The organism is Faecalibacterium sp. OF03-6AC (assembly GCF_003478175.1).
Taxonomy (GTDB): domain Bacteria; phylum Bacillota; class Clostridia; order Oscillospirales; family Ruminococcaceae; genus Faecalibacterium; species Faecalibacterium taiwanense.
Genome location: NZ_QUEN01000002.1, coordinates 163,637 through 187,907, shown reverse-complemented (window position 1 = coordinate 187,907; position 24,271 = coordinate 163,637). Strand labels below are relative to the sequence as shown.

General features: G+C 59.1%; 17 protein-coding genes. 8 read left to right on the top strand and 9 right to left on the bottom strand.

Annotated elements, in window-relative coordinates; genetic code table 11:
- The first annotated feature begins 7 nt into the window (after positions 1-7).
- Positions 8-1,918 (top strand): hypothetical protein, encoded by a 1,911-nt coding sequence (locus DXA66_RS03060; RefSeq protein ID WP_118526727.1) that lies wholly within the window; start codon positions 8-10, stop codon positions 1,916-1,918.
- Between the two features lie 280 nt (positions 1,919-2,198).
- Here DXA66_RS03060 and DXA66_RS03055 read toward each other — a convergent pair whose 3' ends face one another.
- A complete protein-coding gene (locus DXA66_RS03055; protein WP_118526725.1) occupies positions 2,199-3,344 on the bottom strand; it encodes a glycoside hydrolase family 105 protein in 1,146 nt (381 codons plus the stop codon).
- 4 nt (positions 3,345-3,348) lie between these two features.
- Entirely contained in the window at positions 3,349-4,905 is a 1,557-nt protein-coding gene (locus tag DXA66_RS03050) for a glycoside hydrolase family 28 protein (RefSeq protein WP_118526723.1), read from the bottom strand.
- Positions 4,906-4,988: 83 nt separating this feature from the next.
- On the opposite strand from DXA66_RS03050, the gene DXA66_RS03045 reads away from it, so the two are divergent.
- Positions 4,989-5,807 carry a helix-turn-helix domain-containing protein gene (locus DXA66_RS03045; protein WP_118526721.1) on the top strand — a complete coding sequence of 273 codons (819 nt, stop codon included), beginning with the start codon at positions 4,989-4,991 and terminating at the stop codon, positions 5,805-5,807.
- A gap of 84 nt (positions 5,808-5,891) precedes the next feature.
- On the opposite strand, the gene DXA66_RS03040 is transcribed toward DXA66_RS03045, so the two are convergent.
- The 5 genes from DXA66_RS03040 to DXA66_RS03020 form a co-directional block, all read right to left on the bottom strand.
- Positions 5,892-6,749, bottom strand: a complete 858-nt coding sequence (locus tag DXA66_RS03040; protein ID WP_097777291.1) for a carbohydrate ABC transporter permease — start codon at positions 6,747-6,749, stop codon at positions 5,892-5,894.
- Positions 6,750-6,759: 10 nt separating this feature from the next.
- Positions 6,760-7,689 carry a carbohydrate ABC transporter permease gene (locus tag DXA66_RS03035; protein WP_097777234.1) on the bottom strand — a complete coding sequence of 310 codons (930 nt, stop codon included), beginning with the start codon at positions 7,687-7,689 and terminating at the stop codon, positions 6,760-6,762.
- Between the two features lie 212 nt (positions 7,690-7,901).
- On the bottom strand, positions 7,902-9,293 hold the full coding sequence (locus tag DXA66_RS03030; protein WP_118526719.1) for an ABC transporter substrate-binding protein: 1,392 nt from the start codon (positions 9,291-9,293) through the stop codon (positions 7,902-7,904).
- Positions 9,294-9,893: 600 nt separating this feature from the next.
- The gene (locus DXA66_RS03025; RefSeq protein ID WP_118526717.1) at positions 9,894-10,511 is read right to left on the bottom strand and encodes a thymidine kinase; all 618 of its coding nucleotides are present in this window, start codon (positions 10,509-10,511) and stop codon (positions 9,894-9,896) included.
- Between the two features lie 86 nt (positions 10,512-10,597).
- Positions 10,598-11,239 carry a redox-sensing transcriptional repressor Rex gene (locus DXA66_RS03020; protein WP_097777237.1) on the bottom strand — a complete coding sequence of 214 codons (642 nt, stop codon included), beginning with the start codon at positions 11,237-11,239 and terminating at the stop codon, positions 10,598-10,600.
- A 231-nt stretch (positions 11,240-11,470) separates the two neighbouring features.
- On the opposite strand from DXA66_RS03020, the gene DXA66_RS03015 reads away from it, so the two are divergent.
- From DXA66_RS03015 to DXA66_RS02990, 6 genes are all read left to right on the top strand, one after another.
- On the top strand, positions 11,471-12,181 hold the full coding sequence (locus DXA66_RS03015; protein WP_371288708.1) for a ClpP family protease: 711 nt from the start codon (positions 11,471-11,473) through the stop codon (positions 12,179-12,181).
- A gap of 102 nt (positions 12,182-12,283) precedes the next feature.
- Positions 12,284-15,190: a DNA translocase FtsK gene (locus DXA66_RS03010; protein WP_118526715.1), complete on the top strand. Its 2,907-nt coding sequence runs from the start codon at positions 12,284-12,286 to the stop codon at positions 15,188-15,190.
- A 14-nt stretch (positions 15,191-15,204) separates the two neighbouring features.
- Positions 15,205-17,271 (top strand): YgiQ family radical SAM protein, encoded by a 2,067-nt coding sequence (locus tag DXA66_RS03005; RefSeq protein ID WP_118526713.1) that lies wholly within the window; start codon positions 15,205-15,207, stop codon positions 17,269-17,271.
- Positions 17,244-18,392 carry a ComEC/Rec2 family competence protein gene (locus DXA66_RS03000; protein ID WP_118526711.1) on the top strand — a complete coding sequence of 383 codons (1,149 nt, stop codon included), beginning with the start codon at positions 17,244-17,246 and terminating at the stop codon, positions 18,390-18,392. The genes DXA66_RS03005 and DXA66_RS03000 overlap by 28 nt, the downstream gene beginning before the upstream one ends.
- Positions 18,393-18,568: 176 nt before the next feature.
- Positions 18,569-19,255, top strand: coding sequence for a methionine synthase (locus tag DXA66_RS02995; RefSeq protein ID WP_097777242.1), 687 nt, complete (start codon positions 18,569-18,571; stop codon positions 19,253-19,255).
- Entirely contained in the window at positions 19,242-21,680 is a 2,439-nt protein-coding gene (locus tag DXA66_RS02990; RefSeq protein WP_118526709.1) for a homocysteine S-methyltransferase family protein, read from the top strand. Before DXA66_RS02995 ends, DXA66_RS02990 begins: the two co-directional genes overlap by 14 nt.
- A gap of 682 nt (positions 21,681-22,362) precedes the next feature.
- On the opposite strand, the gene DXA66_RS02985 is transcribed toward DXA66_RS02990, so the two are convergent.
- On the bottom strand, positions 22,363-22,911 hold the full coding sequence (locus DXA66_RS02985) for a phosphatase PAP2 family protein (protein ID WP_118526707.1): 549 nt from the start codon (positions 22,909-22,911) through the stop codon (positions 22,363-22,365).
- Positions 22,912-23,124: 213 nt separating this feature from the next.
- Positions 23,125-24,084, bottom strand: a complete 960-nt coding sequence (locus tag DXA66_RS02980) for a carbohydrate kinase (RefSeq protein WP_118526705.1) — start codon at positions 24,082-24,084, stop codon at positions 23,125-23,127.
- Between the last annotated feature and the right edge of the window lie 187 nt (positions 24,085-24,271).

Sequence of the window (24,271 nt, the reverse complement as noted above, 5' to 3'; positions counted from 1 at the left end):
TTACGTTATGAAAAAATCGCTTCGTTTCGCCAGTGCGGCGCTGGCTCTCACCCTCGCCGCAGGCTGTGCAATGCCCGCATTTGCAGCTGGTAAGAGCAGCTTTTCCAAATCCGAGACCGTCTATGCTGTGATGAACGGCGACGGCTCCATCAAGAGCACCACCGTCAGCGAGCACCTGTACAGCGCCTCCGGCCTTGCAAACGTCACCGACAAGACCACCCTGACCAACATCCAGAACACTGAGAGCGATGCCGAGTTCACCCAGAACGGGGAAGAGCTGGTGTGGAACACCAACGACACCGATGTTTACTACAAGGGCAATACCGACAAGGCCCTGCCCATCGATGTGAAGGCGACCTACGCTCTGGACGGTCAGGAAGCCGCCCTTGAGGACATCATTGGCAAGAGCGGCCACCTGACTGTGACCGTCAACCTGAAGAACAACGAGACCGACACCGTGAACGTGAACGGCAAGGACCGCACCATCGTCACTCCGCTGATCACCGCTGTGGGTGTCATTCTGGGCGGGGATGCTTCCAACGTGACCGCAGAACACGGCATGGTCGAGAGTGCCGCCAAGAGCAGTGTTGCCGCCTTTGTCACCCTGCCGGGCGTGAAGGATTCCCTGTCCGGCCTGCTGCCCGATGAGGTGGACAGCATCGAAGACTATCTGCAGGACACCGTGACTGTGGAAGCCGATGTGGAAGACTTTACCTGCCCGCAGGTCATGGTGGCCTGCGCTACCAGCACGGCCGCTCTGGGCACGAGCAACGTGTTCGACCTGAGCAGCATCAACGATCTGACCGATGGCATCAACCAGCTGAACGATGCCATGAGCCAGCTCATGGACGGCGCTTCCCAGCTGGTGGATGGCACCTCTCAGCTGGCAGGCGGTGTTCTGGCCCTGCTGGACGGTGCCAACACCCTGAACAACGGCGCTGCCGCTCTGGACGACGGCCTTGGCCAGCTGACCAACGGTCTGGACACCCTGAGCGCCAACAATGCAGCACTGAACGCCGGTGCGCAGCAGGTGGCTGACGGTGTGCTGGCTTCTGCCAACAAGACCCTGAAGGAAGGCGGCCTGATCGACGAGGACATGACATGGTCGAACTACGAGGCTGTGATCGACAACATCCTCACCATGAACGATAAGACCCTTGCTGCCGGCCGCAAAAAGATGGTGCGCACCATCTGGGAGCAGGCTCCCAGCTTCAAGGACAGCCAGCTGGATCTGGCCCTGTACCTGTCCGCGACCAAGACGAACCACGATCTGGAAGCAGCCCTCAAGCTGATGCAGAACTACGACCCCTCCATGCTGTGCGGTCTGGTACAGCTGCTGACCAGCGAGGATGCCAAGAACACCGCCAAGGCTGAGCTGAAGTATCAGGTGGAGAACAGTCAGGATATGGCCGATGTCCGCGCCCTGAAGACCAGCCTTTCTCAGATCCAGTTCTTTGTTTCCAGCGTGAACCAGTACACCGCAGGCGTGCAGACCGCTGCGGACGGTGCCCACTCCGCAAAGGATGGCAGCGCACAGCTGGCTGCAGGCACCAAGACCCTGTATGACGGCGTGAACACCCTGAACACCGGTGCAGGTCAGTTGAATGACGGCGCAGGCCAGCTGAACGACGGTCTGAACCAGTTCAACGAGGAAGGCATCTCCAAGCTGACCGGCGCGCTGGATCAGGATCAGCTCCATGGCCTGAAGACCGTGCTGGACGAGATGACCGACCGCCTGAACGACTACACCAGCTTTGCCGGTGCACCGGACGATGCCGAGAGCAGCGTGAAGTTCGTCTATAAGACCGCTGAAACTGTGGCCGCTGCCGACACCACTGCAGCCGAGACTGAGACGGTGAAGGAAGGCAATATCTTTACCCGCCTGTGGCAGCGCATCGTGAACCTGTTCAAGTTCTGATAAGACATCTTCGAGAATTCATGTTGAACCTCTTTTCATAGAGAAGGGGCTGCTGCAAAACAGCCCCAATGAAAAAATGAGATAGACTTCCCCGAAAGGGGCTGCCTATCTCATTTTTTTTTGAGATTTGCCTTTGAGTTTTCAGCATTCTGCCCGTTTTGTACGGTGAATGCGGCTGCTTTCAACATTTTAAAAGGACGCTGTTTTGCAACAGCCCCGCGGGCGATGGAATGGCCCGACTCGTGTCCGGCAAGAAAGCTGCCCGCCCACGATATGCAGTTTACTTGCGTGCGATCATTTCGGTGTAAGCCAGCACCAGCGGGCCGACACCCTTGGCATCGTTGCAGACCACCGGCTCGCTGAAGTAGTAGGCCAGAGAGCCGTCGCGGTGATCCTTGCCGCCAAGACCCGCCACCAGGCAGATGCCGTCCAGCTGCAGACTGCCATCCGGGTTCTTGGAGAGGTACTTGTCGCAGGTGCCGTAGAAGGACTTTTCGGCCCATGCGGCCATGCGTTTGGGCAGGTAGCCCAGACGCACGCCTTTGAGCACCGCGTAGGCAAACAGAGCGGTGCCGCTGGTCTCGAGGTAGTTGCCCTCCACACCGGGGTGGTCCATCACCTGCCAGAACATGCCGGTCTCCTCGTCCTGAAATTTATGCACATCCTCAATGGTCTGCTTGAGCATTGCCATGATGCCGCGGTACTCGTTGTACAGCTGCTCGTCCATCCGCTCCAGCACGTCCACCATGGCTACCATGAACCAGCCCATGGCGCGCAGCCAGAAGTTGGGGCTGCAGCCGGTGACGGGGTCGGCCCAGTACATCTGGCGGCTCTCATCGTAGCCGTGGTAGTACAGGCCGGTCTTTTCGTCCCGCATGTGCTTTTTGATATTCATGAACTGTTTGTAGCTGTCGATGCAGCCCTGCATCTTGTTAAAGCGGGTCTCGTACTCCATGTAGAAGGGCTGGGCCATGTAGGTGCCGTCCAGCCACACCTGCCACGGGTAGATGTCCTTGTGCCAGAAATTCCCCTCTTTGGTGCGGGGCTGGGTGGCCAGCTGGCTGCGGATGGTCTCGATGGCCTTGCGGTACTTTTCATCCCCAAAGATATCGTACAGGGTGAACAGGTTCTTGCCCTGATTCACGTTATCCAGATTGTACTCCTTGGGGTCGTAGGTCTTGATGGAGCCATCCTCCTGAACAAAGGAATCAATGAAGCTCTTGGAGAAGTTCAGATACTTCTCGTCGCCGGTGGTCTTGTACAGGCTCAGGCAGGCCGTGATCATGCAGCCGTCGATGTAGTTCCACTTGTTGGGCTTGCCGCTGCGCACCTTCTCGATGTTCCACATAGGTGCTTCGGCGCTGGAATTGGCGATCAGGTAGTCCACGTAATCGTCCAGCATGGTAAGAATTTCTTCATGGGTCATGGGTTCAGTCCTCCTCAAAATGGCCGACATTTGCAAAGTGCAGGCGTTCGCCCTCGTAGCCTTCGATCTTCACGTTGTGCAGGTCGATCTCCTTGACGTTCTCGGCGTAGATGGCCAGCTTCTTCACCAGAGGGCGGTTATCCGCCATAGCGGCCTGACCGGCCTCGGCATTGGGGTCAAAGGTGATAGTGACGTTCTTCATGGAAACGCGCTCAATGGGCTGCTCCGGCAGGCCGTCGAAGTAGCATCCCGCGAACTGAGCGTCGGTGGCGACGATGTCCTCCATGGTCAGGCTGCCCAGCTTCGGGGTGTACTCGTCCACGGGCATGGCATCGCGGCACTGCACATAGGGGCCGTGGCCGTCCGGGTCGCAGAAGTAGAACATGTTGATGACGAAGGGTGCCTTGACACCGCGCATCTCCACGTTGCGGAACACCAGCCCGTCGATGACGGCGGTGTTGCCGCGGCCACGGCGGGTCTTGACGCGCAGGCCGCGGTCGGTGTGGTCCATCAGGCACTGGGTGACCACCATATCCTTCACGCCGCCGCTCATCTCGCTGCCAATGACGATGCCGCCGTGGCCTTTGTCCAGCAGGCAGTTGCGGATAACGGTGTGCTCACAGCTCTTTTTCAGCTTCATGCCAAGGAATACCTTGCTGGCCTTCATGGCAATGCAGTCGTCGCCCACATGGATGTTCACGCCGATGATGCGGATATACTCGCAGCTTTCGGGGTCAATGCCGTCAGTGTTGGGGGCATTGTAAGGATTGTTGATGTTGAAGTTCAGCAGGTCAAGGTGCTTGACAAAGATGGGGTGGATCGTCCACGAATAGCTGTTCTGCACCGTGATGCCGTGCAGGCAGATATTCTCGCTGTCCACAGCAGCCACAGCGCGGGGCCGCCATGCGATGCGCTTGATCTTGGGAGTCACCCACCAGTCGCCGTTCTCGGCATCGCAGTCCAGCGTGCCCTCGCCGGTCACAACGACATCGTGCACCTGCGTGATGTTCAACAGACCCGCAAAGCTGTCCAGCGGGTTTCCCTCCCAGCCGGTCAGGTAGTATTCATCCACCTCGTTCTCGCTGGGGATCACGCCGGGCAGGATGGGGTAGTGGGTGCGGTCGTTGTCGCCCAGCAGCACAGCGCCCTTTTCAAGATAGAGGGTGGTGTTGCTTTTCAGGAACAGGCTGCAGGTGCGGTAGCGGCCTGCGGGCACGTACACTGTGCCGCCCTTGGGGCAGGTGGAAAGAGCCGCCTGCAGCTTGAGAGTGTTGTCCGTGGTGCCGTCGGCCACCAGACCGTAGCGGGAAGCATCCACAAAGAAGGTCTCGGCCTCGGTGGCAAAGGTGCAGGTCAGGCTTTCGCCCTCGGCCTGCACACCCACCGTGTACTCAGTACCGGGCAGCAGGGAGAACAGGGAGAACACGTTGGTCTGGCAGGCTTCGTAGACAGTCTTGCCGTTCAGGGTAACGGTGAACGGGTGGGCCGGACGATAACACAGGCCGTTTTCCAGCTCGAAAACAGCGCTGCGCGTCATGGAACGGATAAGCGACAGATTCATGAGAGAACCTCCTGATGGTTTTGTCTTGCCCGCAGGGTGCAGGCGTGGTATGATGGGGAAAATACAAAAATGAGGATTTTTTTATGAAACCGGAACGGGAAAAAATCACCGGCAAAGTGGCCGCAGCCACCCTGCGCCTGAATATCGGCCGCTACGAGCTGCCGCCGGATGAGGACACCTGCTATCTGCTGCTGGTGTCGGAGGGCAGCGTCACGCTGGAATACGAGAGCGGGAATGTGCTGGTAAACCCCGGCAGCGCCGTGCTGCTTGGCCCCGGCGGCTGCAGCTTTGCACAGACCGGCAGCGCCGTGCCGCAGATCGTGGGATGCCACTTTCCGCTGGGGATGCTGCATGATTTGAAAAACACAGCCGGGCGGGATTTCGGCCGCCTGTTTGCGCCCGGGGAGCGCACAGTGCTGTATGCACCGGTGCAGTGGCAGAGCCGCATCCGTACCCTGCTGGAAATGATGGCCAGCGCCAGCACCGAGCAGGATTACCCCGGCCCGCTGTACCTGCTGCTGATCCTGCACTATGTGGAGCAGGAGTGCATTGCCGAGAGCAGCGCCGTGGCGCGTCCCCACAACGAAACGGTGGAGCGGATCTGCGCCTACCTTGCGGCCAATTACCGGCAGAAGTTTTCCCTCACCGAGGTAGCGGCGCAGTTTTATCTTTCGCCCTACTACCTGAGCCGTTTGTTCCGGCGGGTAACGGGCCAGTCCATCGTGGATTACATCAACAACCGCCGCATCGAAGCGGCCCAGAAGCTGCTGGAAACGACTGAGCTTTCCATCAGTGCGGTGGCAGAACAGACCGGCTTTGCCAGCGCCGCCCATTTCCGCCGGGTGTTCCGCGATGTGATGGGTACCGGCCCACTGCAGTACCGCAAAGGACATAAGAAATAAGAAACACCCCCTGCACCATCTACGGGAACGGCACAGGGGGTGTTTGTTTGTATCAGATGATCTTACGCTGTGCGGGGAAAGGGCTTAGCCCTTGACGGCACCGGCAGAGATACCTTCAACGAACTGGTCCTGTGCACAGAAGAAGACGATCAGCTGCGGCAGGATGGAGATGAGGGACAGAGCAAGGATCTTGTTCCATGCGAAACCGGTATCACCGTCCATGGACAGCTTGACGAACAGGGACATCGGGTACTTACCGGGAGTGCTGACGTAAAGCAGCGGACCCATGAAGTCGTTGCAGCTCCACATGAACTGGAACAGTGCGCAGGACACCAGAGCGGGGCCAAGCATGGGCACGATGACCTTGTACAGGGTCTGGAAGGAGGAGCAGCCGTCGATGGCAGCGGCTTCGTCCAGATCACGGGGGACATTGCGCATGAACTGCACCAGCTGGTAGACGAAGTAGGTCTCGGTCGCAAATGCGCAGTGCACCCAGATAGCCAGATAGAAGGGGCTGTCCAGCCAGCCGAACTTGTTGTACAGCAGGTACTGCGGCACGTTCAGAACGACCTGCGGCAGGAACAGGGTGGCCAGCATGATGTTGAACATCAACTTACGGCCGGGGAAATCGAAGCGGCCAAAGCCGTAGGCAGCCACACAGGCGGAGACCACCGTGCAGATCACCTTGGGGATGACGTAGCTGTAGGTGTTCAGCATGGCCTGCAGGATGTTGATGGAACCGCCGAAGTTGTTCAGTGCGCCGCGGTAGCCATCCAGAGTGGGGTGCTTGATCCACAGGCTGATGCCTGCAAAGATCTCGCTGTTGTCCTTAAAGGTAGCGCTGATCATCCACAGCAGGGGATAGATCATGATAACGCCGACCAGGATCAGGACGAAATACTTGAAGAAGGTTGCAATTTTGTTCGATGTTTTCATTCCCATACTGGTCACCTTACCTTTCGTCAGAGTAGTAGACCCACTTCTTCTGGCTGGTGAATGCAATGATCGTCAGGATGCAGACGATGATGAACATGATCCATGCCAGAGCGGATGCCATACCCATGTCATAGGACTTGAATGCGTAGTTGTAGACCAGCAGAGAGATCAGCGTGGTGGAACCACGGGGGCCGCCGTTGGTGATGATGTAGGGGCCATTGAACTCCTGGAAAGCCTGGCAGATCTGAGTGACCAGATTGTAGAAGATGATGGGGGTGATCATCGGAACGGTGATGGAGAAGAACTGACGCCACTTGCCGGCACCATCAATGGTAGCGGCTTCGTACAGGTCTGCAGGCACACCCTTCAGAGCGGCCAGGAACAGCACCATGGCGGAACCAAACTGCCAGATGCGCAGGAAGCAGATGATCCACAGCGCGTAGCTGGGGTCAGACAGCCACTCGGGGCCCTGCACCAGACCAAAGGTGACAGCGCGCAGCACGGTGTTGAGCAGGCCATCCACGCTGAACACAGCCTTCCACAGAACGGCGATTGCAACAGAGCCGCCCAGAATGGAGGGAATGTAGTACACCGTGCGGAACAGGTTGACGCATGCAATCTTGAAGTTCAGGATGTATGCGATGAACAGCGCAAAGACCAGCTTCAGAGGCACGGTAATGAAAGCGTACTTGAAGGTGATGAGCAGCGCCTTGGTGATCTTGGTGGTGGTAAAGGCCGTGATGTAGTTGGCCAGACCAACGAACTGGGTGCCGCTCTTGAAGAAGTTCATATCGGTGAAGCTGTAGTACAGCGACTGACCGAAGGGAACTGCCTTAAAGACGACGAAGCCGATGATCCAGGGAATCAGATAAAACAGACCCTGATATTTGTCCAGCCACTTCTGGAACGGGGTGCGCCCGACGGCGGGAGCATTGCTTTCTTTCATCTGGGAAATCCTCCTTTTTAAGGAATTTCGGAGCATGAGACGGACGAAGGGGGGGGTAACAGACCGGATACAGCTTTGTCAAGAATTTGTAACATATTCCTGACAAAAAAGGGGCATCTGCCGTATGGGCGGCAGGTGCCCCTCCGTTTTGGTCAAAGGGTGCCTTTTATGATATGTACGTCACCGCACACAGCGGCACTCTGAAGAAAAACTTAGCCGATGGTGTAACCAACAGACTCCATGCCGTCCAGCAGGGTATCAACAACATCTGCACCGGAAACGCCGTCGTAGTCAACGGTGTCGAACACTTCCTGATAGATGCCGGTGCCGGAAGCCTTCAGGTCGTTGTTCTCGAACAGGGGATCCAGCTTGTTGGTGGTGAAGGCCATGACCTTTGCATTTGCCTCAGCAACCAGATCCTTGACAGCGCCGGCTTCCTGAGCAGCAGCCAGACCAGCCTTGGAAGCGGGGATGCCGCACTCGGAACCCATGATGGCAGCGCCCTTGCCGTTGTTCAGCAGGAAGTCGATCAGGGTAGCAGCCTCAGCAACGCACTGGCTGGTCTTGGTGATAGCCAGACCCATGGAGACCTTGGAGAAGCCGCCGTTGTTGTCGCCGAACTTGATCTCTTCGCCAACGGTGAAGCCGTCCTTGTTGGCATCATCCAGAGCGGAGGAGTACTTGGAAGCAGCGGAATCCCACTCGAAGATACCTGCGATCTTACCGGTGATCCACTCGTTGGACTGGTGGGTAGCGGTATCGGAGTTAGCGGAGTAGTAGGTCTTCAGGTTCATCATGACGTGGCCATCCACCAGGCTCTTGATGAAGTCGATGCCCTCAGCGATCTCGTCCTCGGTGTAGTTCAGGGTAGAGGTGACGGGATCAGCCCAGTCCTTGCCGTACTTGGACTCGAGGTAGAACACCATCAGGATCATACGGTCGTATGCGCCCAGGTGCATGGGGTAGTAATCGTCGCCCAGCTTCTCCTGGAATGCCTTGCCGGCAGCCATCAGATCATCCAGAGACTTGGGAACTTCGGTGATGCCAGCCTTGTTGAAGGTGGTCATGTTCCAGAAGAAGATACGGCCGGTCATGGAGACAGGCACGCACTGCTGAGCGTTTGCAACGTAGCAGGCATCCAGAGCAGCGTCATCCCACTGGGTCAGATCCAGAAACTTGGAAACGGTGTTCAGATCCACGAACTTGCTGCCATCAGCAGAGTAGTTGTACAGCCAGTTCCAGTTCACCTGGCACACATCCTGTGCGTTGCCAGCGATGAAGGCAGCTGCCATCTTCTCTTCCCAGCCGGACCATGCGGCGAAGGTGGGCTCGATGGTGATGTTGGTGTGCTCAGCCTGGAACTCCTTGATGGCGTTCTGGTAAGCCTCGTGACGGCTGTCGCCGCCCCACCAGCTGATGGTCATGGAAACAGGGCCGTCAGACAGTGCCAGGCTCTCGTCTGCAGAAGCAGCGGGAGCGGAAGAAGCGGTGGAAGCAGCAGAGCTGGATGCAGCAGAGTTGCCGCCGCAGGCAGCCAGAAGGCCGGCAGCGCCCACAGCGCCGGTGACCTTCATAAAATCACGACGAGAAATTGCCATGCTCATTTTTGTTCTCCTCCTAAATACAGAAAACATCATCTCGAACGGGGGTTCTGCACATACCCCGTTGTATACAATTATGATAACAAAACAACAACCAAAAAGAAAGACGCAAATTGCAGATATCTAAACAAAAAACGTACAAATATTGCTCTTGTTTTCACGCGAGAATTGATGCCTTTGCTGAAATGAATAAACTTGGCTCGAAAAACTGTGCAACATGTATATTTCGCCATTTTGCATAGAAAACTGGGATGTATCATAGGGGGAACGTCGAATTTTGCAATAATTTTGTAAACATCCGGTTTCGGAACATGGAAATGTTGCATACATTGTGGCAGAGCAACACATTAAAATGGCCCGGATGCGGGCTTGCAAACTGATATATCAATAGTGCAAAAAATGTGCACTCTGATATATCAATCGCGTGAAGCGGGCATCCGGCACCGGTCTGCAGGCGTGGAAATCGGTGCTTCTTCGCCCTTTTGGGGGGTGAAGAAGCATCGACAGCGACATATTTTGCGCTGCTGCGTGGACAGCGCCTGTGGGCCGGGGAAAAAAAGAAAGACTGCCGTGTCGTTGAACACAACAGTCTTGTATACAAGCTTATTCGACCTGCGAAGCAGTTTTTTCGGCGTAGAACGCGCGTTTTGCCTTGAAGTAGCACTGGGGGCACATGCTCACGTACTGCACATCGTTTTCCAAATCGATGGCCACCTGCTCGCCCTCAAAGACGAACCTGCCGTTCACCCTGCGGCAGTTGCAGATGGCCTTGCGGCCGCAGGTGCAGATAGTCTTCATCTCCTCGATGGTGTGGGCCAGCTCCAGCAGGCGGGTGGAGCCGGGAAAGCCTTTGAGTGAAAAATCTGCCCGCAGGCCGTAGCAGATCACCGGAATGTTCAAATCCACCGTGACCATGAACAGCTGCTCTGCCTGCTGCGCAGTGAAAAACTGGCTCTCGTCGCACAGCACACAGGCCAGCGGCGCACCGTCAGCGTTGGCCGTGCGCACGGCCTCGAACACATCTGTCTCCGGCGGGATCAACAGATCAGCCTTGCGGCGCACGCCCAGACGGCTCACCAGCTCACCGCCGCCCTTGGTGTCCACCTGTGGCTTGAGAATCAGCACCCGCATCCCCTGTTCTTCGTAGTTGTGGGCTACCTGCATCAGGGCGGTGCTTTTGCCGCTGTTCATTGCGCCGTAGCGGAAATACAGTTTTGCCATTTGAAAAACTCTCCTTGCAGCAGAACCCTCTCAGTCAAAGCCTGAGAGGGTCCTTTTATTACTCTTGTTCCTTATAACAGGTATCTTCAGTCCTGATTGCGCAGGCGGTAGCCAAGGCTCATCAGGCTGTCGCCCAGATGGACGTTCTCCACCACCACATCGGGATACGGCACAGAGAGGTCATAGTGGGAGAAGTTCCAGAAGCCCTCGATGCCCAGATCCACCAGACGGCCGCTGACCTGTTCCGCACCATCGCGGGGCACACAGAGCACTGCGACCTTGGGGTGATGCTCGGCACAGAAAGACTCCAGCTCGTCGATATGGCGGATCTGGATGCCGCTGATCTCCTTGCCTACCTCGCTCTGTGCCACATCAAAGGCGGCGATCAGGCGGTAGCCGTTGGTATCGGTGGTGATAAAGCGGCTCACTGCCTTGCCCAGACGGCCGCAGCCGATCAGGATGGTGGGCAGGCGGTCACCGTTGCCGAACAGCAGGCCTTCCAGAATGGAGAGCAGGTTTTCCACCGAGTAGCCGATGCCCTGCCGGCCATTCACATCGCCGATGCAGTTGAAGTCCTGCCGTACCTGCGAAGCGGTGGTGCCCATCTGAGCAGCCAGCTCGCGGGAAGAAATGCTGTTGATGCCGTCCACCTGCAGAGAGCGCAGATAGCGGTAATATTTGGGAAGACGCTTGATAACGGGAAGTGAAGCCTTTGCAGGGGTGTTCATAGAATACTTTCTCCTTTCGCTCTATCGCAGTACTTGCCGCAGCTGCCTGCTTTACAGATGCGGCGCAGAGAAACCCCGATCCGTTTACGGGTCCATATTGCAGATATTACAATCAATTATTTAAAGTATACTGCACCGATGGAGAATGTCAAATCATTCTCAAAAAAAATTTATGAAATGTTACCGCTTTTTTGCTGCAGCGGGTCTGCATAGCCCGGCACAGGCTGGGGAATGCTGACAGAAAACGCAGGAGGAAAGCATATGAACGATGAAACGCAGCTGACCGACGAGCGTCGGCTGGAAAAGGAAGAGATCGAAGATCTGGGCACGGTCACGCTGGCCCGCGGGGAGCATGTGATCCACTGCCTGACCGTCATCGGCCAGATCGAAGGCCATTCGGAAGCGCCGCAGGGCCAGAAGACCACGAAGTATGAGCATGTGATCCCACAACTGGTGGCCGCGCAGGAGAACCCTCGCATCGAGGGCCTGTTGGTGCTGCTGAACACGGTAGGTGGTGATGTGGAAGCAGGCCTTGCGCTGGCGGAGCTGATCGCCAGCGTGTCCAAACCCAGTGCAACGCTTGTGCTGGGCGGTGGGCACTCCATCGGCATCCCGCTTGCCGTCAGCGCCCGACGCAGCTTCATCGTGCCCACAGCCACCATGACCGTGCACCCGGTGCGGCATTCCGGTGTCATTCTGGGGGTGCCGCAGACCATGCGCAGCTTTGAGCAGATGCAGCAGCGCATCACCGGCTTCGTAGCGGCCCACAGCGGCATGACCGAAAAACGCTACACCGACTTGATGCTCCACACCGGCGAGCTGGTGATGGACATGGGCACCGTGCTGGATGGACGCCGGGCCGTGAAGGAAAAGCTCATCGACGAGCTGGGCGGGCTTTCGGATGCGCTGGCGTGGCTGTATAAAGAGATCGAACGCAAATGAAGGCCGATTTTGTACAACAATAGGTTTGCCATTTTCTTCCCTGCGTGGTACAATAATAAAATCAAATAGTGTGTCTACTACAAACGCGGGGAACAAAGAAACATGGCAACAAAAAAACGTAAAACGACAACACGGCGCGCAGCATCGCGCAAAAAGCGGGCCGAGCAGCGGCTTCCGGCGGGGCTTGGCACCCTGTTTGCAGGCCTTTTGCTGGTGGTGCTGGCCTTTGTGGAGGGAGATTCGGCATGGAAGGCCCTGCACGATGTGCTGTTCGGACTTTTTGGCTGCGGCAGCTTTGTGCTGGGCGCGGCAGTGTGCTGCCTTGCTGTGCAGTATACCCGGGGCGAAGACCTTCTGCCCAAGATCTTCAAGCTGATTCTTGGGCTGGTGTTTGCCTGCGGCACGGTGATCGTTTTTTCTGATATCCAGCCGCAGGGCATGTCAGCATTTCAGATGACGGCTGCCTGCTACGCAAACGGTGTGAATGCATGGATCGGCGGCGGTGCGTTGGGCGCACTGCTGGGCGGCAGCCTGCTGCTGCTGTGCGGACGGCCCGCGGCAACCCTTATCATGATCGTGCTGGCACTGTGTGTCAGCCTGTACATTTTTGATCTGACCCCGGCAGAGGTGTGGCAGTGGCTGTGCGCTGCGTTTGGCGGCGTGCACGCAAAGGGTGCGGCCATGGCGCAGCAGAGCGCAGCCCGCCGCGCTGAACGTGCCGCTGCCCGCGCGGCAGAAGCCGAGGCTGAGGAAGACTACGACGAAGCAGAAGATGAATACCGGGATGAGGAAGATGCCGAAGAGGAGATGGAAACTCCGGCTTTCCGCATCGGTGTGCCGGACTGGCTGAACGGCATCCGCCACTGGGGCCACAAGGTGACCGAAGAGATGGAGGCGGAGGAGCCGGGGCCACCCGCAGATACTTCCGGCCAGCCGCTTGCCCAGCCGGAGCCTGCCGCCCCGGCCATCACGCCGGTGCAGGTACGGGTATCCCGGCCCCGGGCTTCCTTTGACGTAGACCTTGGCCCCGACCACACTGAGGTGAAGGAGGGCGGCAGCGAACCCATCGAGCCGCTCATCGTGGGCCCGGGCGGCACCTTTGGGCAGAACCCGCTGCGCCCGGCCCCCAGACCTGCCCCGCAGCCCATCGTACAGGACGCAGTGGAGACCGATGCATCCGATTTCTTTGCAAAGGCTGCACAGCCGGTGCAGCCTGCGGCAGCGGAAAGCTTTGAGACTCCGGTCATGACCCCGGCAATGCCGACGGCCCAGCCGGAAAGCCCGGCAGCGGCTGTCACGCCGGAGATGCCCGCCGTGCCCATCCAGCCCGCAGTCCCGGCGGCACCCGCCAGGGTGAGCGCCGAAAACGCCGTTGCCATGCGCGGCACACCCGACGAGGACGGCTGGATCAGCATTACCAGCGAACCGGTGGAGGAAAAGGATATCAGTACGCTGGTGGCAGCGGCAATGGAAAAGCCTGCCGCTTCCGAGCAGGCCGCGGCAGCGGCCCCTGTGGACGAGACCGAACCGGTGGATACTTACCAGTATCCGCCCATTGAGCTGTTTGAAAAATCGCAGGACGAGACCGACCCCGGCGCGCAGGAAGAGCTGAAAGCCAACGCCCAGAAGCTGGTGGATACGCTGGAAAGCTTTGGCGTGCGCACCCGTGTGCTGGATATCTCCCGGGGCCCCTCCGTCACCCGGTACGAGGTGCAGCCCATGGCGGGTGTCAAGATCAGCCGCATCACCTCGCTGGCAGACGATATCGCTCTGAACCTTGCCGTGGCAGATGTGCGTATGGAAGCGCCCATCCCCGGCAAGCCTGCCGTGGGCATTGAGGTGCCCAACCACAAAAAGACCCCGGTGTATATCCGCAGCGTGTTCGAGAGCCAGAGCTTTTTGCGCATGACCTCACCTCTGGGCATTGCGCTTGGCAAGGACATTGCCGGTGTGGCACAGGTGGCAGACCTGTGCAAGATGCCCCATCTGCTCATTGCAGGCAGCACCGGCAGCGGCAAATCCGTGTGCGTGAACAGCATCATCATGAGCCTGCTGTTCCGCTCAAGCCCGGAGGACGTGAAGCTGCTGCTGATCGACCCCAAGGTGGTGGAGCTGGCCGAGTACAACGGCATTCCCCACCTGCTGATGCCGGTGGTCACCGAGCCGAAAAAGGCCGCAGGTGCCCTTGGCAGTGCCGTGCAGGAGATGGAGCGCCGCTACCGCCTGTTTGCGGAGAACAATGTGCGCGACATCAAGTCCTTCAACAAGCTGGCCGCAGAACGGCCGGATCTGGAAAAAATGCCCTACATCGCCATTATCATCGACGAGCTGGCCGATCTGATGATGGTGGTGGGCAAAGATGTGGAGGACTCCATCTGCCGCATCGCCCAGAAGGCCCGCGCCGCCGGTATGCACCTGATCGTAGCCACCCAGCGCCCCAGCGTGGACGTGATCACCGGCCTGATCAAGGCCAACATCCCCAGCCGCATCGCATTTGCAGTGTCCAGTCAGGTGGACAGCCGCACTATTCTGGACGGCTCCGGTGCCGAAAAACTGCTGGGCATGGGCGATATGCTGTTCATGCCGGTGGGTGCGCCCAAGCCTACCCGTATTCAGGGCACTTTCGTGCGGGATGAGGAGATCAGCCGTGTGCTGGACTTCATCAAGCAGAGCGGCACCGTGCAGTATGACGAAGCCATGATCGAAGCCATGGAAAAGCACGCCATTCAGGACGGCAAGAAGGGCAGCGGCGGCGCGGATGCGGACGAGGATCCCGATACCGACCCGATGTTCAAGCAGGCCGTGGAGGTGGTCATCGATGCCGGTCAGGCCTCCACCAGCCTGCTGCAGCGCCGCTGCAAGCTGGGCTACGCCCGCGCGGCCCGTATCATGGACGAGATGGAACAAAAAGGCATCATCGGACCCTACGAGGGTGCCAAGCCCCGCGCTGTGCTTATCAGCCGCCAGCAGTGGCTGGAAATGCAGATGAACCAACCGGATGAAACATAAAGATAAGGAGTATTATGGACAACTCTTCCCCAAAGATCTACACCGAATTTCTTCCCATCAGCCGGGCCGATATGGAGGCCCGCGGGTGGGAGCAGCTGGACTTTGTGGTGGTGGGCGGCGATGCCTATGTGGACCACCCCAGCTTTGGCACTGCCATCATCAGCCGTCTGCTGGAAGCCGAGGGCTATAAGATCGGCGTGCTGGCCCAGCCCCGCTACACCGACTGCGAGGACTTCAAGCGGTTCGGCAAGCCGAAGTACGGCTTCTTCATCGGCGGCGGCAACGTGGACAGCATGGTCAGCCACTATTCCGTGGCAAAGATCCCCCGCGCCGAGGACGAATACTCCCCCGGCGGCAAGGGCGGCGCACGCCCGGACCGCAGCGCCACCGTGTACACCCGCCTTGCCAAGCAGGCCTATCCCGACCTGCCGGTGATCTTAGGTGGTCTGGAAGCTTCTCTGCGCCGCTTTGCCCACTATGACTACTGGCTGGACACCGTGCTGCCCAGCATCGCCGAGGATTCCGGCGCGGACATCATCAGCTTTGGCATGGGCGAGCACCAGACCGTGGAGATCGCCCGCCGCCTTGCCGCCGGGGAACCGGTGGAGAGCATCACGGACGTGGACGGCACCTGTTACATGACCGACTTCGACCATCTGCCCGAGCGCTACGTGGAGTGCGCAGGCTTTAAAAAGGTGGCATCGGATAAGACGGCGTATGCCAAGGCCTGCCGCATCCAGATGGACAATCAGGATGTGGTCAGCGGCCAGATCATCGTGCAGAAGCAGAGCGAAAAGTATCTGGTGCAGAACATCCCCGCAAAGCCGCTGGTGCGCGGGGAGCTGGATAAGGTCTACGCCCTGCCCTACACCCGCCGTTACCACCCCATCTACGAGAGCATGGGCGGCGTGCCCGCCATCCGGGAGGTGCAGTTCTCCATCATCCAGAACCGCGGCTGCTTTGGCGGCTGCAACTTCTGCGCCATCCAGCTGCATCAGGGGCGGCGTGTCACCAGCCGCAGCGCAGACAGCATCGTGGCGGAAGCCGAGCGCATGACCCACGAGCCGGATTTCAAGGGCTACATCCACGATGTGGGCGGCCCCACCGCAAACTTCCGCTTTCCCTCCTGCCGGGAGCAGATGCTGCGGGGCATGTGCACCGGCGGCAAGCACTGTCTTGCCCCCACCACCTGCTCCCACATGATCGTGGACCACAGCGACTATCTGAAGATCCTGCGCCGGGTGCGGGAGCTGCCGGGCGTGAAAAAGGTGTTCATCCGCAGCGGTATCCGGTTCGACTACCTGATGGCCGACCCGGACGACACCTTCTTCAAGGAACTGGTAGAGTACCATGTGTCCGGCCAGCTGAAGGTGGCTCCGGAGCACTGTGCCCCCAACACGCTGGCCTACATGGGCAAGCCGCCCATCGAGACCTTCAACAAGTTCAAGGATAAATTCTATGAGCTGAGCAAAAAGGCCGGCAAAAAGCAGTATCTGGTGCCCTATCTGATGTCCAGTCACCCGGGCAGCACCCTAAAGGATGCGGTCTATCTGGCAGAATATCTTTATAAAAACCACATGCGCCCGGAACAGGTGCAGGATTTTTACCCCACCCCCGGTACTGTGAGCACCTGCATGTTCTACACCGGCCTTGACCCCTACACCCTGAAGCCGGTGTTCGTGGAAAAGACCCCTGAGGGCAAGGCACTGCAGCGGGCGCTGCTGCAATACTACGAGCCTCGCAACGCCGAGAAGGTGGTCAAGGCGCTGAAGATGACCCACCGGGAGGACCTGATCCCCCTGCTGGTGCCCGCCGCAGGCCGCCGCGCCGTGCAGCGCTCTGCCCGCCGGGCCGAAGCCGCCGATGTGACGATCCACAATGACGGCACCTATACGGTGCGCCCGAACCAGAAGGGCCATAACGGCAAGTCTGCCCACGGCCAGAGCCGTGCCGCTGCACCGACAGGCCGTGCACCCAGCCCCGGTGCACGCTTTGCGCCCCATTCGGCACCCGCACGCAAGCCCAAAAACGATCAACAGAAAGAGAACACAACGTGGAAAACTGGAAAAAAGAAAAAGTAAGCCCGCCTAAGAAAGGCCTGTGGCAGCGCCTTGCTGCGCTGGCCGCTGCCGCCGCACTGGTGCTGAGCCTTGCGGGCTGCAGCGGGCTGCCGCCCGTCCCGGGCGGAAGCGCCGATGTGGTGCCGAACCCGTCCGCTTCTGCTGCGGCGGCTGTGGATACAGTGGACGCACCCTTGGAGGTGCATTTCATCGATGTGGGTCAGGCGCTGAGTGTGCTGGTGGAATGCGACGGACAGTTCATGCTCTACGACGGCGGCAATGTGGACGACGGCAGTCTCATCGTCTCTTACCTGCAGAGTCAGGGGGTGGAACAGCTGGAATATGTGTTCTGCTCCCACGCGCATGAGGATCATGTAGGCGGCTTGGCTGCCGCACTGGCCTACTTCCCGGCGTACCATGTGTACAGCCCGGTGGCCGATGCCTCCACCAAGTGCTTTCAGGATTTTGTCAAGTACACCCAACAGCAGGGCCTGCAGGTAGAGGTGCCCGCCGTGGGCACGATGTGGCCGCTGGGCGGCGCTACCGTGACCATGCTTGGCCCGGTGGCACAGTACAGCGACACCAACGATACTTCCATTGTGCTGCGCATCGACTACGGCTCCACCAGCTTCCTGCTGACTGGCGACATGGAAAAGACTGCGGAGACCGACCTTGTGAACAGCGGCGCGAACCTCAGAGCCGATGTGCTGCAGGTGGGCCACCACGGTTCCAGCACATCCACCAGCTACCTCTTCCTGAACGCGGTGCTGCCGGAAATGGGCATCATCTCCTGCGGCGTGAACAACAAGTACGGCCACCCGCACGAGGAAACGCTGAGCATCCTGCGGGATGCCGGGGTGCATGTGTACCGCACCGACCTGCAGGGCACCATCACCATTGGCAGTGACGGCCAGAACTACACCGTGGGCACCGAGCACTTTGCGGCAGATCCCGCGCTGAACCCCACCGACCCGGCGGCATCCAGCACAGCCCAGCAGGCGTACATCGGCAATGTGAACAGCAAAAAGTTCCATCTGCCTACCTGCCCGAACCTGCCGGCAGAGAAGAATCAGGTCCTGTTCTCCAGCTATCAGGAAGCCGTGGAAGCAGGCTATACGCCCTGCTCCAGCTGCATCAAATAAAGAACGAACTCCCCCAGTCTGCTTCACAGCCAGCTCCCTCCTTGAGGGAGCTGGCACGGCGTGAGCTGTGACTGAGGGAGTTTTCTTTTATCCGCCGCTCTGCGGGATTGATAAAATCCAACAGGTGCGGTATACTTAAGACCACTTTATTTCAAAAAAGCAAGGAGGTGCGGCGAATGATCGGTGCACCGCAGCCGCTGGTGCTGGCAAAACCGGCGGCGATCGATACAGCACAGGCAGCGCGGTATTTCGGGGCCAGAGGGGAACCGGACGACCGCACCATGACCCTGTTGGAAACATGCGCCATGCCGCTGCTGGCGGCGGCAACGCCCCGGGCGGTCTGGCTGGAAGCGGACACGGCTGCCCTTGCCGAAGCAGGCATCCTGCGGGGTGGGGATGTGATGAAGCATCTGGAAAACTGCCCGCAGGCGGTGCTGCTGGCTGTGACCCTTGGCCCCGGCGTGGATGCACAGATCCGCCGTGCCGGTGTGGGAGATATCGCGGCGGGCGTTGCGTCCGACGCACTGGGCAGCGCGCTGGCCGAGCAGGCCGCAGACGCAGCCGAAGCAGAGCTGCGCCAGTGGGCCGCAAAAGAGGGAAAGTATTTGACCGGGCGGTTTTCGCCCGGCTACGGTGACTGGGATATTGCAGTACAGCCGCTGGTGGCAAACGCGCTGGATACGGTGCGCCGGGCGGGCCTGTGTGTGACCGATACCAACCTGATGACCCCGCGCAAGAGCGTGACGGCCGTTCTGGGTCTGAGCAGCCACCCGGTAAAGGGAAAACTGGCCGGGTGCGGCCACTGTGTGCTGCGCACCCGGTGTGAGTATAGAAAGAGGGGAAAGACCTGTGCAAGCGAGTGAACTTTTCAAACAGAGCAATACCGTCCTGCTGGACGGCGGCATGGGCACCATGCTGCAGGCTTCGGGCCTGAAGCTGGGTGCAAAGCCGGAGGAGCTGAACATCACGAACCCGGAGCTGATCGAGAGCATCCATGCCAAGTATGCCGCTGCGGGCAGCCGCATCGTCAACGCCAATACCTTTGGCGCATCGGCCCACAAGCTGGCGGGCAGCGCCTACAGTCTGGAAGAGATCATTGCGGCGGGCATCGCCAACTGCAAGCGCGCCTGTGCGCCCTACGGTGCCCTGACCGCGCTGGATGTCGGCCCGCTGGGAGAACTGCTGGAACCCAGCGGAACGCTGGCCTTTGAGGATGCGGTGAGCGAGTATGCGCGCATCGTCCGGGCAGGCGCTGCCGCCGGGGCCGACCTCATTTTCTTTGAGACCTTTACCGATCTGTACGAGCTGAAAGCCGCTCTGCTGGCAGCAAAGGAAAACAGCGGCCTGCCTATCTTAGCCAGCATGAGCTTTGAAGCCGGCGGGCGCACCTTTACCGGCTGCACGGTGGAAAGCTTCGGCGTGACCGCCCGTGGCCTGGGTGCCAACGCGGTGGGCATCAACTGCTCACTGGGCCCCAAGGAGATCTTCCCCATGGCAAAGCGTCTGGCAGAGGCTGTGCCCGGCGACTTTCCGGTGTTCGTCAAGCCCAATGCGGGCCTGCCCCGGGCCGACGGCAGCGGCTACGATATCACCCCGCAGCTCTTCGCCATGGAAATGAAGCCCTACCGGGAACTGCACCTGTTTGCGGCGGGCGGCTGCTGCGGCACCACGCCGGAGTTCATCAAGCTGCTCAACAGCACCTTTGCAGGCTGCGTACCCGGCCGTCCGGCCCACAAAATGCCCTCGGTGCTGTGTACGCCGGTGGATTTCGTCAACGTGGACGGCATCACGGTGGTGGGTGAGCGCATCAACCCCACGGGCAAAAAGCGCTTCCAGCAGGCACTGCGGGAAGAGGATATGAACTACGTTCTGGAGCAGGCGGTCAGTCAGGTGGAAGCCGGTGCTCAGGTGCTGGACGTGAACGTGGGCGCACCCGGCGTGGACGAGCCTGCCCTGATGCCCAAGGTGGTCAAGGCCCTGCAGAGCGTCACCAGCCTGCCGCTGCAGCTGGATTCCTCCAATGTGCAGGCACTGGAAAACGGTCTGCGCGTGTACAACGGCAAGCCCATCGTCAACTCTACCAACGGCGAGCAGGAAAAGCTGGACGCGATCCTGCCCCTGTGCAAAAAGTACGGCGCGGCCATCGTGGGCCTTGCCATCGATGAGCGGGGCATCCTGCCTGCCGCCGAGGACCGCGCAGCCATTGCCCGCCGCATCACCGAAGCGGCTCTTGCCGTCGGCATCCCGCGGGAGGACATCTACATCGACTGCCTGACCCTGACCGCCAGCGCCCAGCAGAAGGACGTTCTGGCCACCGTGCAGGCGCTGGAAGCCTGCAAAAAAGAGCTGGGCGTGCGCACCATTCTGGGCGTGTCCAACATCAGCTTTGGCCTGCCCTGCCGCTCGTACCTGAACACCACCTTCCTCACCATGGCCATGTATGCGGGCCTTGACCTCGCCATTATGAACCCTTCCAGCGAGGAGATGATGGCGGCAGTGTACGCTTACAATGTGCTGACCAACCGCGACCCGCAGAGCACCAAATACATTGAGCGCTATGCCGACCGGGTGCCCGCCTCGGTGGCCCTCAAGCAGGCCGCGCAGACGGTGCCCGCGGCTTCGGCATCCGCATCCGGTGAAAGCGCAGAGCTTACCGGCCCTTACGCTCCGCTGATGAAGGCGGTGGAAAAGGGCCTGAAGGGTGATGCTGCCGCCCAGACCAAGGCACTGCTGGCCGAAAAGCAGCCGCTGGAAGTGGTGGACGAAGCACTGATCCCGGCGCTGGACATCGTGGGTGCCAAGTACGAGAAGGGCACGCTGTTCCTGCCGCAGCTGCTGCAGGCCGCAAGTGCGGCCCAGAGCGCCTTTGAGGAGATCAAGAATGTCATTGCCCAGAAGGGCGAGGGCAGCGCCAGCAAGGGCCGCATCGTGCTGGCCACCGTCAAGGGCGACGTGCACGACATCGGCAAGAACATCGTCAAGGTGATTCTGGAGAACTACGGCTTTGAGGTGATCGATCTGGGCCGTGATGTGCCGGTGGAGACGGTGGTGAACACCGTGCGGGAAAAGAATGTGCATCTGGTGGGCCTTTCGGCCCTGATGACCACTACCCTCAAGAGCATGGAGGAAACCATTGCCGCCCTGCACGAAGCGGGCCTGGACTGCAAGATCATGGTGGGCGGTGCGGTGCTCACGCCGGAATATGCCGAGAAGATCGGCGCGGACTGGTACGCCAAGGATGCCAAGCGCAGCGCGGACATCGCCAAGGAATTTTTCGGGGCGCAGTAAAAGAGCGAAGGAGCGGTGTGCCGGAAGCTTTCTCCTCAGACACGAATCGGGCCATTCCATCGCCCGCCCTATTGCCCTTCGGGCAACAGGGTCCCACCCCAGCGGACGGTCTTCGGAGAAACTTCCGGCCCACCATCCCGATAAGCAGGGGTCTCCTTTGAAAACACCTGAAAATCTATTTGCAAATTGTTCAAAAAGTCCACAAAGAAATGCCATGATTGTCTGGTAACATAAGGGTGCAGTCAGGGAGATGCAAAGACATCTCCCCAAAGCCGACAAGGGCTTTCACCTGCGGGGGCTGGTGCATCTGGCACAGCCCAGCAGGTACTTATTAAAACACTGTCCCCCGCCTATGCCAGGCAATCGCCAACGACGGCGGACAGACTACCAAATCCCTCCTGATCCGCCGCAAAGTTCGGGAGTTCTCATACCGCAGCCAGCACCGCTTTATCCTCCTTTCCACGGTGCTGGCTGCTTTTGTTTTTACCTGAATGCAAGAGAACGATTGGGAATAGCCGCCGCGTGCGCTTTGGCTGTTTTAGCGGAAATTCTATTATAATTCGTTGAGCCTCGGAAAAATCTGCGGATTTTTCCGAGGCTCTTTTTCACGAATAGGATCGAAACGATATACTTCATCTGAATGTAAAAAGCAAAGCAAGAACGAGTGCGAGACGAAATTGGTTTATACAGCTCGTTTTACTTCGCCGCGTTTCGCCCATTTGTTGCTGATTTTATCTGCCAGCAGGGAGCCGCAGGCCCCCACTGCAAGGCCCAGTGCCACGCCGCCCAGAATGTCGGTGGGGAAATGCACATACAGGTACATCCGCGTGAAGCCGATGAACCCGGCCAGCACAAGAGCCGGGATGCCAAGCCTGCGGTTCTGCAGCCAGAGCGCAAAGGCAGCGGCAAAGGCGGAGGATGTGTGTCCGGAAGGGAAGGACCAGCCATGCGGCCGGGCCACCAGCGTGAGCATTTCGGGCCGGAGGTCGCAGGGGCGCGGGCGTGCGAACAGCGGCTTTAAGGCGCAGTGGCCCGCCAGCATGTAAAAGCCCAGCGCCAGCGCCATGGCCAGCCCGGCTCTGCGGGTGCGCCGGAATGCCAGAAGCACCACTGTAAATGCGATCCAGATCTCGCCGTGGGCACCGGCCTGATCGAAAAACACCGCCAGTGCATCCAGCACCGGACAGCGCAGAGCCTGTATGGCATCCAGAAGGGTAAATTCAAAGGGCATGGATAAAGCCTCCCTGCTTGTTAGTCTTGCCTATATGGTAACATGGAACCGGGCAGAGAATAAGAATAAGGTTTGTATAAAGGATAAACAAATCTTAAACCGGCAGAAAAGATGTCGGAAACGAGACGAATTTGGAATATAGTGGCGTAATACTACAAATAGTAAATAGAAAAGAGACCCTGCGGTTCTATGACGCAGGGCATATTGTATGATTTACTGCATCTGGCTGAGTGTGGGATAGCTGTCGATGGCACCATTCGTCTGCACGCTGATGCCGCAGAACTGATTGGAAAACGCAAGGTATTCGTTCAGCTTTGTTTTGCTGAGCTTTGCCAGTTTTTCCAGTGTCACGCCGTCACGTTCCAGCTGCCACAAAAACGAGCCGATGAAGCCGTCGCCCGCACCGGTGGTGTCCACAGCCCGGACTTTCCGGCAGGGGGCAAAGCCGTGGGCGGTGCGGGTATAGGCGTGGGCACCGCTGCTGCCGCAGGTGTACAGCACCAGCTGTACATCGCCCACAAGCAGCTGCGGCAGGGCGGATTCAATGTCCGCAGTGCCGGTGAGAAATTCCAGCTCTTCGTCCGAAATTTTGAGGATATTGGAAAGCGGCAGGAACTGCAGCACCGTCCCGCGCAGCATGTCGCGGTCCGGCCAGAGGGGGAAGCGCAGGTTCGGGTCAAAGCTGACGATAGCACCAGCTTCGCGTGCGGCGGAGATGGCCGCAAGGTGGGCGTAGCGCATGGGGCTGTCCACCAGTGACACGCTGCAGTAGTGCAGGGCAAAGGCATCGGCGAACCATGCCGGGTCGATCTGCTCCGGAGAATAGAGCAGGTCCGCCGAGGGCTTGCGGTAGAAGCTGAAGGTGCGGCTGCCGTCCTCTTCCAGACTGACGAAGGCAAGGGCCGTGTTGGCCTTATCGGTAAAGGCCAGATGGGAGAGGTCGATGCCGCAGGCTGCCAGCTCCCGGGCGATCTTGTGGCCGAAGGGGTCGTCGCCCAGCTGGCTCAGAAAAGCACTTTTGCCGCCCAGCCGGGCAAAGGCCGCGCACACGTTGGCCGGTGCGCCGCCAGTGCGCGGGCTGAACGAGGGAACCTCGTCAAAAGAACAGCCCACCTTGGACGGGATCATATCGATGAGTGCTTCGCCAATGGAAAACAGTGTGCTGCCGGACATAGAGAACCTCCCAAATTAAGATGCTGGTAATAAAAGACTTCCCCCGGCGAGGGGGATGATTTTGTGACCGCTCCCAGTGTAAGGGCCAGAGCCCGGGCTGTCAATGCTTTTTTGCGCGGTACAGGGCGTTTTTGTGTTGACTTGCATTTTGGGGTGTGCTAAAATATGCCGGTATGCGTAAAAAATG